Below are 16,500 nucleotides of genomic sequence, written 5' to 3' on the forward strand. Positions count from 1 at the left end.
GCACCATGCCCAACGCGACCCTCAACGGCCTGAACTTTCACTTCGAGCGCGCCGGCGACGGCCCGCCGCTGCTGTTCATCTCTGGGACCGGCGGCGACCTCCGGGTGCAGCCGAACGTGTTCGCCTCGCCGCTGGCCAAGGCGTTCGACCTGGTGGCCTACGACCAGCGCGGGCTGGGACGGACCGACAAGCCGGACGTCCCCTATTCCATGGCGCAATACGCGGACGACGCGGCGGCGCTGCTGGACCACGTAGGGTGGGACAACGTCGCGGTGATCGGGGTCTCGTTCGGCGGTATGGTGGCACAGGAGCTGGTGCTGCGGCATCCGCGACGCGTGAAGCGGCTGGTGCTGGCCTGTACGTCGCCGGGCGGCGAAGGCGGGGCGTCGTATCCCTTCCACGAGATCGAGCATCTCACGGGAACGGACCGCGCCCGCTTCCTGATGCCGATCAGCGACACGCGGCGCGACGCGGCCTGGGCGGCGGCCAATCCCGAAGACTACGAACGCTTCGTCGAACTGGCGGCCGCCGACCCGTTCGCGGGCGAGCCGGGCCGGGCCGAGGGCGCGCATCGCCAGCTGGAGGCGCGGGCGAAGCACGACACCTGGGATCGCCTGGACCAGATCGCCTGCCCGGTGCTGATCGCCGCCGGTCGCTACGACGGCATCGCCCTGCCCGCGACCCAGGAGAAGATGGCGGCCCGCATCCCCGGCGCCGAGCTGCGCTGGTACGAGGGCGGCCACCTGTTCATGCTGCAGGACCGCGCCGCCTACCGGGAGATCGGGGCGTTCCTGGCGGGCTGAGCTCAGCCGGCCGCGATCTGCAGAATCTCGACGATATCGGCCGGCCCCGAGATCGGCCGGGCGCTGTTGCGGACGCCGCCATCGTGGATCGTGTGCTCGGCGATGGCCTGGAAGGCCTGGGGCAGCACGCCGACGGCCTTCAGCGTCGTCGGCAGGCCCAGGCCGCTCACCAGCCCGCGAACGCCGTCCGCGGCCGTCGGCGCGCCCAGGGCGTCGGCGATCAGGTCCTGCTGAGCGCCGGCGGCGGCGCCGGTCCATTCCAGCACCGCCGGCAGGATGACGCACGAGGTGACCCCGTGCGGGACGCCATAGCTGCCCCCCAGGGTGTGGCCGATGGCGTGGCTGGGGCCCATGCCGCGGCCGGAGCCGACGCCGCTGATCGCCAGCCACATGCCGAACTGGCACTGCAGCCGAGCGTCCAGGTCCTCGGGATCCGCCTGGTTGGCGGCCAGGCCCGCCGCCAGCCGCTTCAGCCCGTCGAGGGCCAGCGCGTCCGCATAGGGCGCGCGCACCGGGTGGCACAGCTGCTCCACGGCGTGATCCACCGCCTTCATGCCGGTGGAGCCCCACAGCTGCGCCGGCGTCGACAGCGTCATCGCCGGATCGAGCACCACGGCCCGCGACGCGAGCAGCGGGTGGGTGTAGCCCTCCTTCACGCGGCGAGCGGCGTCGCTGACGCCGGCGAAAGGCGTGAATTCGGCGGCCGACAGCGTCGTCGGCACGGCGATCATCCGGACGCCCGCGGCGACCTTGGCGACGTCCACCCGGTCCGGGCCGCGACCGGCGCGATAGGCGTCGAGCTCGTCGACGCGCTTCAGGCTGGCCCACAGCGCCAGTTGCATCACCTTGGTCGCGTCGATCACCGACCCGCCTCCCAGGGCCACGAGCAGGTCCGCGCCGGCCGCCCGCGCGGCCGCTGCGCCGCCGATCACCCCTTCCCGCGGCGAGTGCGCGCCGATGTCGGAGAAGACGCCGACGCACAGGTCGCCCAGCGATCCGGCGAATTCCGCCGCCAGGCCGTCGGCCAGCGACCGGGTCGTGGTCACCAGCAGGCGCGAACAGCCCCAGGCCTTCGCCAGTTCGGCGACCACCTCGGCGGCCGGGCGCCCGTAGACGATCTGGTCCTGCTTCGGGAAGCGGTGCGTTCCGGTGAGCATCTGCGTTCCTCTTCAAACGGTGCTAAGCACGCCCGATGGCCCGATCCAAGATGCCCAAGTCGACGCGCTTCGCCAAAGGCGTGCCCGACCGCGAGACCCTCCTGAAGTTCATCCGCGAGAGCGGCGAGACCGACAAGGGGGCGATCGCGCGCGCCTTCGGGCTGAAAGGCGAGGATCGCCGCGCCCTGCGCGCCACGCTCCAGGCGCTGGAGGCCGAGGGCGCGCTGGGCAGGCGCGGCCGCAAGGGCTTCGCCGAGGCCGGCGCCCTGCCCGAGGTGGGCGTGGCCGACGTGGTCGAGCGCACGACCGACGGCGACCTCATGGTGCGCCTCACCCGCGGCGAGGACGCGCCCCTGGTTCCGCTGGCCCCCGGCGGCGACGTCAAGGCCGGCGCGCCGGGCCTGGGCGACCGGCTGCTGGTGCGGTTCGTCAAGCTGGAGAGCGGCGAGACCGAGGCCAGGCTGATCAAGCGCCTGGGCCAGAGCGCGCACCGCATCCTGGGCGTGGTGCGCAAGGCGCGGCGGGAGGTGCGCGTCGAGCCCGTCGATCGCCGCTCGAAGGACACGCTGCTGCTGCCCCAGGGCGAGGACGTCCGCGACGGCGACCTGGTGATCGCCCAGGTGGAGCCGCACGGCCCGCGCTATGGCCCCAAGCACGGCAAGCTGCTGGAGGTGGTCGGCCGCGAGGACGAGCCCCGCGCCTTCTCGATCATCGCCATCCACGCCCACGGCATCCCCACGGGCTTCTCCGAGGCCGCCGAAGCCGAGGCCGAGGCCGCTCAGGCCCCGACCCTGGCCGGGCGAGAGGACCTGCGCGACATCCCGCTCATCACCATCGACCCGGTGGACGCCCGCGACCACGACGACGCCGTCTACGCCCACCCCGACGACGACCCGAAGAACCCCGGCGGCTGGGTCTGCTGGGTCGCGATCGCCGACGTGGCCGCCTACGTCCGCCCGGGCAGCGAACTGGACCGCATCGCCCGTGAAAAGGGCAACAGCGTCTACTTCCCCGACCGCGTCGAGCCGATGCTGCCCGAGCGGCTGTCCAACGGCCTGTGCTCGCTGCGCGAGGGCGAGAACCGCGCCACGCTCGCCGTGCGGATGGTGTTCGGCGCCGACGGCCGCAAGCGCAGCCACCGGTTCGTCCGCGGCCTGATGCGCTCGGCCGCCAAGCTCAGCTACGAACAGGCCCAGGCCGCCATCGACGGCGAGCCCGACGACAAGACCGGCCCGCTCATGGACACCGTCCTGAAGCCGCTGTGGGCCGCGTATGGCTGCCTCAAGAAGGGCCGCGACGCCCGCTCGCCCCTCGCCATCGAGAGCGCCGAGCGGAAGATCGCCATCAACCGCGAGGGCGAAATCGCCGCGATCACCCCGCGCGCCAGCCTGGACGCCATGAAGCTCATCGAGGAGTTCATGATCCAGGCCAACGTCTGCGCCGCCGAGGCGCTGGAGGCCAAGAAGACGCCGCTGATCTACCGGATCCACGACGAGCCCAGCCCCGAGAAGATCCAGAACCTGGCGGACTTCCTGGCCACGCTGGAGCTGCCCTGGACCAAGGGCGAGACGACGCGCACCGAGCGCTTCAACCGGCTGCTGGACGAGACGCGCGACGGCCCGCACGCCGACATCGTCAACGAGGTGGTGCTGCGCACCCAGATGCAGGCGGTCTACTCCACCGAGAACATCGGCCACTTCGGCCTGAACCTCGGCAAGTACGCGCACTTCACCTCGCCGATCCGGCGCTACGCCGACCTGATCGTCCATCGGGCGCTGGTCACGACGCTGGGGCTGGGCGGCGACGGGCTGTCGGACTTCGACATCCGCGAGATGAAGAACACCGCCGAGATCATCACCTTCGCCGAGCGCCGGGCGATGGCCGCCGAACGCGACGCGATGGATCGCTATGTCGCCGCCTTCCTGTCGGATCGGGTGGGGGCCGAGTTCACGGGCAAGATCACCGGCGTCACGCGCTTCGGCCTCTTCGTGCGCCTGTCCGAGACCGGCGCCGACGGCCTGGTGCCGGTGTCGCGGCTGGGCGGTGAGTTCTTCGTCCACGACGACCGCAGCCACGCCCTGGTGGGCGAGCGGACCGGCGCGCGCTGGCCGCTGGGGATGATGGTGGACGTGCGCCTCGTGGAGGCCACGCCGCTCACGGGCGGGCTGCTGTTCGACATGCTGAGCGACCCGGCGCCGGCCGACGCCTCGATGCCGCGGCCCCGGCTGGGCGTACGGGGACGGGGCGATCGGGGACCCAAGCGCGGCCCCCCGAAGCCCGTCAGCGGCCGCCCGCCCGGTATTCGCACCGGCCGCAAGAAGAAGATGGGCGGCAAGCGGCGCTAGAGCCTGGCCGCGCACACTTGGACGGGATGCGTGCAGCGGCCTTCCGCCACGGCGCCCTTTCCAGCCCCGCTCGGGCGGTCATACACTTGTTTCATGGCCAGCGAAGAAGCCCCCCAGGGAAGCAAACCGGGACCCGCAAGCGTCCCTCATAAGCCGGAAGGCCCGCCGCGCATCCCCGGACAGCGGGCCGTGCGACCCAAGAACGCCGCGACCGTGATGATCATCCGCCGCGATGCGAAGAAGCCGCGCGTGCTGATGGGCAAGCGCCATGGCGGCCACAGCTTCATGCCCGACCGCTGGGTGTTCCCCGGCGGGCGAATCGACCGGGCCGACTACCGCGCCCCCTTCGCCACCGATCTGCGCGCCGACGTGGGCGGCCTGTTCGACCGCTACCTGCCCGCCGGCCGTGGCCGGGCGCTGGCGCTGGCCGCCGTTCGCGAGACCTGGGAGGAAGCGGGCCTGCTGCTCGCCCAGCCGGGCCAGGCGAAGGCCAGTGGTCCCTGGAAGGACTTCGTGGGCCAGGGCTTCCTGGCCGACCTCGACGCCATGGACGTCATCGCCCGGGCCATCACGCCGCCCGCCGTCGGCAAGCGCTTCGACACCTGGTTCCTGACCGCCGACGCCGAGCGGCTGACCAGCCTGGAGCGCCAGCCCGACTGCGGCGAACTTGAAGAGATCGACTGGGTCGACTTCGACGACGCCATGAGCCTGCCCCTGCCCGCCGTCACGCGGATGATGATCAAGGAGGCCGTCGAGCGCGTGAAGGACCCCAGTCGCCCGAAGCTGTTCCTACGCTACAAGGACAAGGGCATGCGGCCCGTCAGCCTCTAAATTCGCGGCGCCATTGACTTCGCGCTGCGGATTCGTATTTTCCGCGCCTCCTAACACCCGCCGGCGGTGCGTTTCCGTTTGGCCCCGCCCATTTTGTTTCTAGGATTCGAGCCATGGCGAAGCCCGCCTCCATCAAGATCCGCCTGAACTCGACGGCCGACACCGGCTTCTTCTACGTGGCCAAGAAGAACGCCCGTACGAAGACCGACAAGATGGTGCTGAAGAAGTACGATCCCGTCGTGCGCAAGCACGTCGAATTCAAGGAAGGCAAGATCAAGTAGATCTGCCAACCCACGGAATTCATGGAAAACGCCCGGCCTCACCGCCGGGCGTTTTTCGTTGGGTCAGGACGCCTTCTTCCGATCGAAGAGCACCAGGCCCAGGCCGGCGAACAGCAGGACCAGCAGGACGCTGATGATCATCACCAGGGTCTGCTTGGCGTCGTAGAGCGGGCCCGGACCCACGTCGAACATCACGGTCAGGTGGTTGAGCAGGGCCGACACGTACAGCCCGATGCCAAAGGCCCAGCCTACCGGCAGCAGCCGCGTCGTGCGCTTGCGCAGCGCCAGCAGGCCCGCGACGATCATCACCCCGGCGGCGAAGACGTCGACGCCCCAGGTCAGCCAGCGGTCTAAGTTGTCGAAGTTGCGATACAGCTGGCCGGCGCCCAGCAAGAGCCCGACCCCGATCGAAAGCCACGCGGAAAGCTTGGTCATGCGCACGTCCCCCTACCCCAGGCCCCCAGCATAAGCCTGTCGGCCGCTTGACGTCACGGGGGCCACGCGCCGACGCTGGGCGGGGAGCCGCCCGCTTGACCCTCACGTTCTCCGGCCTGACGGCCCAGCAAAGAGAGACGCTCGACGACCGGGGCCTGCTGCGCATCCCGGGCTTCCTGGCGCGCACGGCGGCCGACGCCATGGCCGACACCGTGTGGCGCGATCTGGAGCGGCGCTTCGGCGTGCAGCGGCGCGACCGGTCGACCTGGACGCACGAGCGGCCGTCGGACTTCAAGGCGCTGTCTCGCTCGGGGGCGTTCCAGGCCATGGACACCCCCGAACTCCGGGCGTTGCTGGACGACCTGCTGGGTCGCGACGCCTGGACTCCGCCGCCCTACTGGGGCCAGCCGCTGGTCTGCTTCCCGACCGATCACGGCCGCTGGGACGTGCCGGCCAAGAACTGGCATCTGGACCTGCCCGCCGACCCGAAGCGCTTCGCGGCGATGACGGGACGCCTGTTCCTGGTGCTGGCCCCGCTCGCCGCGCGCGGCGGCGGCACGCTGGTGGTCGAGGGCTCGCACCGGCTGGTCCTCGACATCGCCCGGCGCAGCGGCGACCAGCTGACCTCGTCGGCGATCCGCAAACGCCTCCAGTCCGACCATCGCTGGTTCGGGGACTTGTTGGCGCCCACCCCCGACCTGAACCGCATCGCCCGCTTCATGGCCGCGCCGACGGTGGTGAACGGCGTGTCCGTGCAGGTGACCGAAATCACCGGCGACCCGGGCGATCTGTGGCTCATGCACCCGGCGGCGCTGCACACGCTGGCGCCCAACGTTCTGGACACGCCGCGGCTGGTCCTGGCGGAGTTCGTCTATCCGAAGGACGAGGTTTGACGGGCCTCAAGCCGCCCGGGCGATGACCCGGTTGCGGCCGCGGGACTTGGCCTCATAGACCGCCTCGTCGGCGCGCTTGACGATGGCCTGGGGCGTGTCGCCTTCGCCGCAGCTGGAGGCGACCCCGATGGAGATGGTGACCGACAGCAGCTCCTCGCCGCCCATGACGCGGAACGGGGCGCCGGCCACGTGCAGGCGGATGCGCTCGGCGATGCGGCGGGCGTCTTCCAGGTCGGTGTCGGGCATCACCACCACGAACTCCTCGCCGCCGTGGCGGACGGGCAGATCGATGGCGCGCACGTTGGAGGCCAGGCGCACGGCGAACTCGGACAGCACCTCGTCGCCCACGTCGTGGCCGAAGCTGTCGTTGACCTTCTTGAAGTGGTCGATGTCGATCACCAGCACCGAGACCGGCTCGCCGCCCTGGGCCGCGCGGCGCATCAGGGCCTCCAGCTGGCCGGCCATGTAGCGGCGGTTGTGCAGGCCCGTGAGCTGGTCGGTGACCGCCAGTTCCAGCGAGTGGTCGAGGTTGGAGCGCAGGTAGTCGGTATAGCGCTTGCGCCGGATCTGGGTGCGCACGCGCGCCGCCAGCTCGCCCGGGTCGATCGGACGGGCCAGGATGTCGTTGATGCCGATCTCGAGGGCCTTCACGGCCTTCTGGCGCTCGTCCAGGTCGGCGACGCCCAGGATCGGCAGGCTGCGGGTCGCCTCGTCCGAGCGCAGCTGGGCGGCGAAGCGCAGGCCGTCGAACGACTTGGCGTTCAGGTTGCAGATCACCAGGTCGACGGGGCCGCGCGCGGTCAGCACGGCCTTGTAGGCTTCGCTCTCGACCACCGGGCGATGCTCGATGGAGAGCTCGGCCGCCACGCGCTCGGCCTGGCGCAGATTGTCGTCGACGATGAGGATGCGGCCGCCCGAGCCGCCCAGGCGAGAGGCCGCGCCGGCGATCACGCCCATGCGGCGGCCCGAGGCCTCGCGGTCGCGCAGTTCGTCGATCACCGCCTTCAGGCGCGTGAGGCTGCGCACCCGGGCGAACAGCATCACGTCGTCGATGGGCTTGGTCAGGAAGTCGTCGGCGCCCGCTTCCAGGCCGGCGACCCGGTCGGCGCGGCCGTCCAGCGCGGTCACCAGCACCACGGGCACGTGGCGGGTCAGCGGGTCGTCCTTCAGCCGGCGGCAGACGTCGAAGCCGTCCATGCCGGGCATCATCACGTCGAGCAGCACGATGTCGGGCAGTTCGGAGGCCGCGACCGCCAGCGCCGTCGGGCCGTCGTTGGCCGTCAGCACCTCATAGTACTCGGCTGTCAGCTTGGCCTCGAGCAGGCGCACGTTCGATTCGATGTCATCGACGACGAGGATGCGCGCGGACATGCTAGTTCAGCAGCCGGCGGATGGTTTCGAGAAAGTGGGTCACCGAGATGGGCTTGGAGATGTAGGCCTCGCAGCCGCCCTCACGGATCCGCTCCTCATCCCCCTTCATGGCGAAGGCGGTCACGGCGACGACCGGGATGTGGGCCAGATCGTCGTCTTCCTTCAGCCACTTGGTGACCTCGAGGCCCGAGATTTCCGGCAGCTGGATGTCCATGAGGATCAGGTCGGGCCTGTGCTCGCGCGCAAGCGACAGCGCCGCAAGACCCTCACGGGTCTCGAGGGTCTCGTACCCCTGGGCTTCGAGCAGATCATGAAACAGCTTCATGTTCAGCTCGTTATCCTCGACGATGAGGACTTTCTTGGCCATTCAGGACCTGACGCTGCTTGGAACGCGGCCGAAATAGGCCCGCCCCACCCGGGCGTGCTTATCGGCCCCAACATCCTTAAACTTCGTTATCCCGACCTGGATCACCCGTGACCGATCGTCCTGACATCGCCGCTCCCCGCCTCGAGACCCTGGGTCTGTCGACAGCGCGGCCCCTTGTGCTGATCGATGTGGACGAGGTCCTGGGCCTGTTCATGCAGGGGTTCGGCGACTACCTGGCCGAGCACGGGCTCGAGATGCGGATCGAGCGGTTTGCGCTGTTCCAGAACATCTACCGCCCCGGCGAGTCCCAGCATCTCGATATCGCCGAGGGCAAACGGCACTTCGACGCCTTCTTCAGCGGCCACTGCCACCTGATGGAGCCCGCGCCCGGCGCGATCGACGCTCTGAACCGGCTGGGCAGGTCGGCCGAGATCCTGATCCTGTCCAATGCGCCCGCCGACGCCGAGCGGCTGCGCGCCGAGTGGCTGCGCAAGCACGGGATGCGCCATCCGCTGATCCTGAACTCTGGCCCGAAAGGTCCGATCGCCTCGACCCTGATCGGCCAGACGCCGCACAGGACCGCCTTCGTCGACGACCTGCTGTCCAACCTGGACTCCGTGGCCGACCACTCCCCGCCGACCGCTACCTTCCAGCACGTCGCCGACCTGCGCCTGCGCCCGTATGCGCCGGCGTCAGACCGCCATCCGCGCATCGACGATTGGGCGGAGCTGGGCGAGGCGATCGAGGCGGCGGTCCGGGTCTGACGCCGCCTCACGCGTCGGGCGGATCCTCGCCATCGAGATCGTCGAACAAGCCGTCGTTCGTGAGCGCCAGCCGCAGGACCAGATCGATCAGAGCCGATTGCGGCATGCGCTCCAGCCGCCCTCGAAGCCTCGCCAACTGCCCGCGGCCCGCCGCCAAGTCGGCGGCGCTGCACTGGCTCACGGTCAAGGCTACTGCGACGATGTGCTTGCAAATCGCCCAATCTTCATAGGCCGGGCAAGTGCACGTCGCGTGGAGGCCCTCCGCACCGAACGTGGCGTCGACGGCGTAGGTTTCGGAGCCGAATACGCGCGCCAGTACGCGGTGGCCATCGGCGCCGACCAGATCGACATGGCCATTCCGATGGTAGCTCTCACCTCTGGCATAGACTTTGTCGCCGGCCGCCTTCCGCAAGGCATCGAGATCCACGGCGAGTCGCTTCGGTTCCACGCTCCAAGTTAGCAGCAGCACAGGAACAAATCAGGTATCAAGGCCGCATGATCCGGATCGGCGTGGACTTCGGCGGCACCAAGATCGAGGCGGCGGCTCTGGACGCCCAGGGCCTGATACGCGCCCGCCTCCGCCGCCCCACGCCGCCGACCTACGACGACCGGCTGGAGGCCGTCCGCGAGATCGTGGCCGAGGTCGAGCGCCAGGCCGGCGTGACGGTCGACCGGGTCGGCGTCGGCGGGCCTGGGTCGCCCTCCCGGGTGGCCGGGCCCATGCGCAACTCCAACTCGACGATCCTGAATGGCCGCCCCTTCCCCGCCGATCTGGCCCGCGTCCTGGGCCGACAGGTGCGCTACGCCAACGACGCCAACTGCCTGGCGCTGTCCGAGGCGGTTGACGGCGCCGGCGCCGGCCACGGCGTCGTGTTCGCCGTCATCCTGGGCACCGGCTGCGGCGCGGGCTTCACGGTTGACCGCCGGCTGGTCGAGGGCCGCAACGGCGTCGCCGGCGAGTGGGGTCACATGCCGCTGCCCAGCTGGCGGCCCGGCGAGCCTCTCCTCACCTGCTGGTGCGGCCGCGAGAACTGCATGGAGCTGTTCGTCAGCGGCACCGGTTTCGCCCGCGACTCCGGCCGCTCCGGCGAGGACACCATCGCCGCCGCCCGCGCCGGCGAGGCCTGGGGCCGCGAAGCGCTGGACCGCTACATCGATCGGCTGGCGCGCGGCCTGGGCGTCGTCGTCAACCTCATCGATCCCGACATCATCGTCCTGGGCGGCGGCATGTCGAACGTGGACGAGCTGTACGGCGCCCTGCCCGCGGCGCTGGAGCCGCACGTCTTCTCGGACGTCTTCTCCACGCCGATCGTCAAGGCGGCGCACGGCGACAGTTCGGGCGTGCGCGGCGCGGCCTGGCTCTGGCCGACCCCGGGGTCCGAGGGCGCATGAAGGCGCTCTGCCGAGACTGCTTCTGGCAGGGCGACGAGCCCGCGCGGCGCTGCCCGACCTGCGCCTCGCCTCGCGTCGTGGCGCACGAGGAACTGGGCGCGCTCTCGATCGCCCACATGGACTGCGACGCCTTCTACGCCAGCGTCGAGAAGCGCGACCGGCCTGAGTTGCGCGACGTCCCGGTGATCGTCGGCGGCGGCAAGCGCGGCGTCGTCACCACCTGCTGCTACATCGCCCGCATCTCGGGCGTGCGCTCGGCCATGCCGATGTTCAAGGCGCTGAAGGCCTGCCCCGAGGCGGTGGTCATCAAGCCCGACTTCACCAAGTACCGCGCCGAGTCCAAGCGCATTCTGGGCATGGTCGCCGACCTGACGCCGCTGGTGCAGAACCTCAGCCTGGATGAGGCCTGGATGGACCTCTCGGGCACCGAGCGTCTGCACGGCGCGCCGCCCGCCGTCACGCTCGCCAGGCTGCAGGCCAGCATCGAGGCCGAGACGGGGCTGACGGTCTCCATCGGTCTGGCGGTGAACAAGTTCCTGGCCAAGGTCGCCTCCGACCTGGACAAGCCGCGCGGCTTCTCGGTCATCGGCCACGAGGCCCAGGCGTTCCTGGCGCCCAGGCCTGTGCGCATCCTGCCCGGCGTGGGGCCCGCCATGGTCACCTCGCTGGAGAAGGCGGGCTTCCGCACCGTCGGCGACCTGGCCCGGGCCGATGTGAGGCTGCTGGCCGACAAATGGGGCGCCTATGGCCTGCGCCTGCACGATCTCGCCCATGGCCGCGACGCCCGCGCCGTGAATCCCAACGAGGCGCGCAAGGGCATCAGCTGCGAGACCACGTTCAACGACGACCTGACCTCGATCGACGCCCTGGAGGACAAGTTGGCCCCGCTGTGCGAGCGGGTGGCGCGCCAGGCGCGCAGCGGCGAGGTGGCCGGCCGGGTGGTCACGCTGAAGCTGCGGACCACCGACTTCAGGATCGTCACGCGCCGACGCACCCTGCCCGTCGCCACGCAGACGGCGCACACGCTGTTCAAGGTGGGCCGCGAGCTGCTGGCCAAGGAAGCCACCGGCAAGCCCTGGCGGCTGATCGGCATCGGCATCGCCGACCTCGTGGACGCCGAACTCGCCGGCGCCGACTTCTTCGCGGCCGAGGAACGCAAGGCCCTGGCCAGCGAGCGCTCGCTGGACGTGATCCGGGCGAAATTCGGCGCCGACGCCGTCACCTCGGGCCGGATCCTGCGGGCCCGAACGGCCCGGGACGACGACTGAGCTCTCCCTCCCTTGATGGAGAGGGACAGGCCGCGCCAGCGGCCAGGGTGAGGCGGTGAAGGCCAGAGTTCCCACACGCCCGCAATTCAGCCCTCCTCACCCGTAGGGGGAGGGGTACCATGCGCAGCATGGTGGAGGGGGAACGCCTCAAGCTCGGCGCTCCGGCCCTGATCCCCCTCCACCACCCTTCGGGTGGTCCCCCTCCCCCTGCGGATGAGGAGGATTCGCGCTCAAAGCTTGACACCTCGCGAGACTCATGTTCCCTTTTTGTTCATGTCCAGCGCCGCTGACACCTCCGCCGAACAGGCTCTCCTGATGGAGCTCGCCCAGCTCGGCCTGGGCATGGCCCGTCAGGTGCACGCCGCGACGCTCGCCACCACCGACACCGAACCCCTCGTCGCCCTGGCGGGCGCCTACGCCCGGATCGGCCGGGGCATCCGTCAGTCCCTGGCGCTGCGCGCCCGCTTCGCCGCCGGAACCGTCGCCCAGGCGCGCCCGGCGCGAGCGTCGTCCACCGACGCCCCGGCGCCCCGTCGCGAAGACGAGCGCGCCGACTGGACCGAACGACCCGACTGGAACGAACGCTTCGCCACCGGCGTCGAGCGCCTCCACGACGACCCCCAGGTCTGCAAGGCCCGTATCGCCCGCGACCTCACCGTCGTCTCCCGGACGCCGGTCCTCGCCGCCATCCCGGCCCTTCAGGCCTCCGCCGCGCACCTCGCCGGCCGCGCCGCCCTCCTCACCGGCGCCACGCTCCGCGTCGTCAACACGTCCTGAGACCCCGTCATCCCGGGCGCGAAGCGCGCAGACCCGGGACCCAGCCACGCCCGACTCAGGGCTCCCATCCAAGACAGATGACCGCTCGCGCCCCCGCGCCTGCGGCCGCAACCCGTTGGGCCGGGGGCCCCTGGGCCCCAACGACGTCGCCATCGCGACCGCCGAACCGCCCTCGCCTACCCGCGTCCACGCCACCGCCGCGGCCGGAAGAGGATCCGTCCTGCGCCCCCAAGCTGCGCCCTATCGCCGCGACTCAGGGCCATCCGAAGCCGTCTGGAGCGCATCCCCCGCGCCTAAGCTGCGTACACTCTGAGAGGGCGGCCGCCTTACGATTGGGCACCTCGCAAATAGTCGGATCTGGGCCGACGGTAGGCGCAGGTGAGTAGCGTACAGGCGGGCCTTTGTGATTCATCCCTTCCAAAAGGCGCGACATTCCATATCTAATCCCCAGGACGAACGATCACGGCGACGGCAGGAGACGACCCACATGAGCGAACGAAAGGAAGGTGGCGCTGACACCGGCGTTCGTTCGACGGTGATCACTCAGACCAAGCCGAAGACGCAGAAGCCGTCGATGTATCGGGTGCTGATCCTGAACGACGACTACACGCCTATGGAATTCGTCGTCTACGTACTCGAGCAGTTCTTCAATAAATCGCGCGAAGACGCGACTCGCATAATGCTCCACGTTCATCAACACGGCGTGGGCGTCTGCGGAATCTACACATACGAAGTGGCGGAAACAAAAGTAGCCCAGGTCGTTGATACGGCGCGGCGGCACCAGCACCCGCTGCAGTGCACCATGGAGAAGGACTAGAGGCGCTTGCCTTCATTTTCTCGCCAACTCGAAGAATCCCTGCATCGCGCCGTCGCCTACGCGAACCAGCGCAAACATGAGTACGCGACGCTGGAGCATCTGCTCCTCAGTCTGATCGATGACGAAGAAGCCGCCGGCGTGATGCGGGCGTGCGATGTCGAACTCGGGGCGCTGCGCACCACCCTCACGAACTACGTGGACAACGAACTGCGGTCCCTCGTCGTCGATGACGGCGAAGACGCGAAGCCGACCGCCGGCTTCCAGCGTGTGATCCAGCGCGCGGTCATCCACGTGCAGTCGTCCGGCCGCGAGGAGGTCACCGGCGCGAATGTGCTGGTCGCCATCTTCAGCGAGCGCGAGAGCCATGCCGCCTACTTCCTGCAGGAGCAGGACATGACGCGGTACGACGCGGTGAACTACATCGCCCACGGCATCGCCAAGAAGGCCGGCGCCTCGGAGCAGAAGCCCGTCAAGGGCGCCGAGGACGAGGACAAGCCCCAGGTGAAGACCGGCGGCGAGGCGCTGGAGGCCTATTGCGTCAACCTCAACGAGAAGGCCAAGCAGGGTAAGGTCGACCCGCTCATCGGACGGATGTCCGAGGTGGAGCGCTGCATCCAGATCCTGTGCCGCCGGACCAAGAACAACCCGCTGCTCGTGGGCGACCCCGGCGTCGGCAAGACCGCCATCGCCGAGGGCCTGGCCCGCAAGATCATCAACAAGCAGGTCCCCGAGGTCCTGGCCGGCGCCACCATCTTCTCGCTCGACATGGGCGCGCTGCTGGCCGGCACCCGTTACCGCGGCGACTTCGAGGAGCGGATCAAGCAGGTCGTCAAGGAGCTCGAGAACCACCCGGACGCGGTGCTGTTCATCGACGAGATCCACACGGTGATCGGCGCCGGCGCGACCAGCGGCGGGGCGATGGACGCCTCCAACCTGCTGAAGCCGGCCCTGGCCTCAGGCACCCTGCGGTGCATGGGCTCGACCACCTACAAGGAGTTCCGTCAGCACTTCGAGAAGGATCGGGCCCTCGTCCGTCGCTTCCAGAAGATCGACGTGAACGAGCCCACGATCGACGACACGATCAAGATCCTGAAGGGCCTGAAGGTCTACTACGAGGAGTTCCACAAGCTCCGCTACACCAACGACGCCATCAAGGCGGCGGTGGAGCTGTCGGCCAAGTACATCAACGACCGCAAGCTGCCCGACAAGGCGATCGACATCATCGACGAGGCGGGCGCCTCGCAGATGCTGCTGCCCGAAGGCAAGCGGAAGAAGGTGATCGGCCTGAAGGAAGTGGAAGCGGTGGTCGCCAAGATCGCCCGTATCCCGCCGAAGTCGGTCTCAAAGTCCGACACCGAGGCGCTGAAGCAGCTGGAAAGCGACCTGAAGCGCGCGGTCTACGGCCAGGACGAGGCGATCGACAGCCTGTCGGCGGCCATGAAGATGGCCCGGGCCGGCCTGCGCGACGCCAACAAGCCGATCGGCTGCTATCTGTTCTCGGGGCCCACCGGCACCGGCAAGACCGAAACGGCGCGCCAGCTGGCCTCCACCCTCGGCATCGAGCTCCTGCGGTTCGACATGTCCGAGTACATGGAGCGCCACACGGTCAGCCGCCTGATCGGCGCGCCTCCCGGCTACGTGGGCTTCGACCAGGGCGGCCTCCTGACCGACGCGGTCGATCAGCATCCCCACTCGGTGGTGCTGCTGGACGAGATCGAGAAGGCGCACCCCGACGTCTTCAACATCCTGCTCCAGGTCATGGATCACGGACAGCTGACCGACTCGAACGGCAAGAAGATCGATTTCCGCAACGTGGTCCTGATCATGACCACCAACGCGGGCGCGTCCGACGCGCAGAAGAACTCGATCGGCTTCGGCCGCGGCAAGGCGGAGGACGAGGTGGACGAAGCGCTCAAGCGCCTGTTCACCCCGGAATTCCGCAACCGCCTGGACGCCATCGTCCAGTTCAAGCCGCTGACGCCCGAGATCATCCGTCAGGTGGTGCAGAAGTTCGTCATGCAGCTGGAAGCCCAGCTGGCGGACCGTCACGTCACCATCGAGACCTCGGACGAGGCGGCCGACTGGCTGGCCAAGAACGGCTTCGACGAACTCTACGGCGCCCGGCCTCTGGCCCGGGTCATCCAGGAGAACATCAAGAAGCCGCTCGCCGACGAGATCCTGTTCGGCAAGCTCACCAAGGGCGGCCACGTCAAGGTGGTGCTCAAGGACTCCAAGCTGTCGTTCGAGATCGAGGGCGACGAGCGCGAACGCGGCGCCCCGGTGGTCGAGAGCCCTGCCGACGAGCCCGAGGCGGTGGACTAGTCCCCGCCCCGACCGCTGGAATTGCGAAGGCCCGGGAGCGATCCCGGGCCTTTTCGTATCAGGCCGTCGCGAACACCAGCCAGACGGCCACCGCCGCCAGCGCCAGCGCCATGATCCGACCGGTCCAGGCGCCCTGCCGCACCATCAACGCCCGCGCCGAACCGGCGAACACGACGATCGACCCGTGGATCACGACGCTAACGCCGATATGGATCGCCCCCAGGATCAGCGATTGGGTCACCGGATCGCCGTCCGGCGCGATGAAGGCCGGCAACAACGCGACGTACAGCAGCGCCGCCTTCGGGTTCAGCAGGTTGGCCACCAGGCCGCGCACGAAGATGCGGCCCATAGGCTGTGCGTCGTCGGATAGCGCCGTCGGACGCGCTTCGCGCCACGCGTCGAACGCCAGCCAGAACAGGTAGGCCACGCCGGCCCACCGGAGCGCCTGATACGCCCACGGCCAACGCTGGGCCGCTTCCGCCAGGCCCGCGACGGACGCCAGCAGATAGGCCCCGAGGCCGAGGGTCACGCCCGCCACGGCCACCGCGCCGGCCCGGCGGCCCGACCGCGCCGCCACCAGCGCCAGGTAGGCCATGTTGGGCCCCGGCGTCAGCTCCATGGCCAGCACGGCCAGCAGGAACGGGATCAGGGTGTTCAGGGTCATCCGATCCCGGCCC

At 69.6% G+C, this 16,500-nt stretch carries 17 protein-coding genes; 11 read left to right on the forward strand and 6 right to left on the reverse strand.

Annotated elements, in window-relative coordinates:
* The first annotated feature begins 5 nt into the window (after positions 1-5).
* Positions 6-803 carry an alpha/beta fold hydrolase gene (locus ACQ66R_RS03000; RefSeq protein WP_430419115.1) on the forward strand — a complete coding sequence of 266 codons (798 nt, stop codon included), beginning with the start codon at positions 6-8 and terminating at the stop codon, positions 801-803.
* A gap of 2 nt (positions 804-805) precedes the next feature.
* On the opposite strand, the gene ACQ66R_RS03005 is transcribed toward ACQ66R_RS03000, so the two are convergent.
* Complete coding sequence (locus tag ACQ66R_RS03005) at positions 806-1,960, reverse strand: iron-containing alcohol dehydrogenase (protein ID WP_430419117.1); 1,155 nt, start codon at positions 1,958-1,960, stop codon at positions 806-808.
* Between the two features lie 35 nt (positions 1,961-1,995).
* Here ACQ66R_RS03005 and rnr point away from each other — a divergent pair, with 35 nt between their 5' ends.
* The 3 genes from rnr to rpmG all read left to right on the forward strand — a co-directional run bounded on the left by rnr (position 1,996) and on the right by rpmG (position 5,417).
* On the forward strand, positions 1,996-4,305 hold the full coding sequence (gene rnr, locus ACQ66R_RS03010; protein ID WP_430419119.1) for a ribonuclease R: 2,310 nt from the start codon (positions 1,996-1,998) through the stop codon (positions 4,303-4,305).
* A 189-nt stretch (positions 4,306-4,494) separates the two neighbouring features.
* A complete protein-coding gene (locus ACQ66R_RS03015; RefSeq protein WP_430419121.1) occupies positions 4,495-5,136 on the forward strand; it encodes an NUDIX hydrolase in 642 nt (213 codons plus the stop codon).
* 113 nt (positions 5,137-5,249) lie between these two features.
* Positions 5,250-5,417: a 50S ribosomal protein L33 gene (rpmG, locus tag ACQ66R_RS03020; protein ID WP_293364344.1), complete on the forward strand. Its 168-nt coding sequence runs from the start codon at positions 5,250-5,252 to the stop codon at positions 5,415-5,417.
* Positions 5,418-5,480: 63 nt separating this feature from the next.
* On the opposite strand, the gene ACQ66R_RS03025 is transcribed toward rpmG, so the two are convergent.
* Complete coding sequence (locus tag ACQ66R_RS03025; protein ID WP_430419124.1) at positions 5,481-5,852, reverse strand: hypothetical protein; 372 nt, start codon at positions 5,850-5,852, stop codon at positions 5,481-5,483.
* A 95-nt stretch (positions 5,853-5,947) separates the two neighbouring features.
* Here ACQ66R_RS03025 and ACQ66R_RS03030 point away from each other — a divergent pair, with 95 nt between their 5' ends.
* A complete protein-coding gene (locus ACQ66R_RS03030; protein WP_430419126.1) occupies positions 5,948-6,745 on the forward strand; it encodes a hypothetical protein in 798 nt (265 codons plus the stop codon).
* Between the two features lie 6 nt (positions 6,746-6,751).
* Here ACQ66R_RS03030 and ACQ66R_RS03035 read toward each other — a convergent pair whose 3' ends face one another.
* Positions 6,752-8,116, reverse strand: coding sequence for a PleD family two-component system response regulator (locus ACQ66R_RS03035; protein WP_293364347.1), 1,365 nt, complete (start codon positions 8,114-8,116; stop codon positions 6,752-6,754).
* A 1-nt stretch (position 8,117) separates the two neighbouring features.
* Positions 8,118-8,483: a response regulator gene (locus tag ACQ66R_RS03040; protein ID WP_293364348.1), complete on the reverse strand. Its 366-nt coding sequence runs from the start codon at positions 8,481-8,483 to the stop codon at positions 8,118-8,120.
* Between the two features lie 107 nt (positions 8,484-8,590).
* Between ACQ66R_RS03040 and ACQ66R_RS03045 the strand changes: the two genes are divergently transcribed.
* Positions 8,591-9,247, forward strand: a complete 657-nt coding sequence (locus ACQ66R_RS03045; RefSeq protein ID WP_430419128.1) for a hypothetical protein — start codon at positions 8,591-8,593, stop codon at positions 9,245-9,247.
* Between the two features lie 7 nt (positions 9,248-9,254).
* Here ACQ66R_RS03045 and ACQ66R_RS03050 read toward each other — a convergent pair whose 3' ends face one another.
* Complete coding sequence (locus ACQ66R_RS03050; protein WP_430419130.1) at positions 9,255-9,674, reverse strand: SWIM zinc finger family protein; 420 nt, start codon at positions 9,672-9,674, stop codon at positions 9,255-9,257.
* Between the two features lie 68 nt (positions 9,675-9,742).
* On the opposite strand from ACQ66R_RS03050, the gene ACQ66R_RS03055 reads away from it, so the two are divergent.
* From ACQ66R_RS03055 to clpA, 5 genes are all read left to right on the forward strand, one after another.
* Complete coding sequence (locus ACQ66R_RS03055; protein ID WP_430419132.1) at positions 9,743-10,639, forward strand: ROK family protein; 897 nt, start codon at positions 9,743-9,745, stop codon at positions 10,637-10,639.
* On the forward strand, positions 10,636-11,907 hold the full coding sequence (locus ACQ66R_RS03060) for a DNA polymerase IV (protein WP_430419134.1): 1,272 nt from the start codon (positions 10,636-10,638) through the stop codon (positions 11,905-11,907). The genes ACQ66R_RS03055 and ACQ66R_RS03060 overlap by 4 nt, the downstream gene beginning before the upstream one ends.
* A 273-nt stretch (positions 11,908-12,180) precedes the next feature.
* The gene (locus tag ACQ66R_RS03065; protein ID WP_430419136.1) at positions 12,181-12,684 is read left to right on the forward strand and encodes a hypothetical protein; all 504 of its coding nucleotides are present in this window, start codon (positions 12,181-12,183) and stop codon (positions 12,682-12,684) included.
* 487 nt (positions 12,685-13,171) lie between these two features.
* Positions 13,172-13,501 carry an ATP-dependent Clp protease adapter ClpS gene (gene clpS, locus ACQ66R_RS03070; RefSeq protein WP_293364353.1) on the forward strand — a complete coding sequence of 110 codons (330 nt, stop codon included), beginning with the start codon at positions 13,172-13,174 and terminating at the stop codon, positions 13,499-13,501.
* A gap of 6 nt (positions 13,502-13,507) precedes the next feature.
* Complete coding sequence (gene clpA, locus ACQ66R_RS03075) at positions 13,508-15,823, forward strand: ATP-dependent Clp protease ATP-binding subunit ClpA (protein WP_430419138.1); 2,316 nt, start codon at positions 13,508-13,510, stop codon at positions 15,821-15,823.
* 58 nt (positions 15,824-15,881) lie between these two features.
* Here clpA and ACQ66R_RS03080 read toward each other — a convergent pair whose 3' ends face one another.
* Positions 15,882-16,487 carry a LysE family translocator gene (locus tag ACQ66R_RS03080; RefSeq protein ID WP_430419140.1) on the reverse strand — a complete coding sequence of 202 codons (606 nt, stop codon included), beginning with the start codon at positions 16,485-16,487 and terminating at the stop codon, positions 15,882-15,884.
* Positions 16,488-16,500: the final 13 nt, after the last annotated feature.

Origin of the sequence: Phenylobacterium sp. (assembly GCF_965284355.1) — a bacterium.
Taxonomy (GTDB): Bacteria; Pseudomonadota; Alphaproteobacteria; order Caulobacterales; family Caulobacteraceae; genus Phenylobacterium.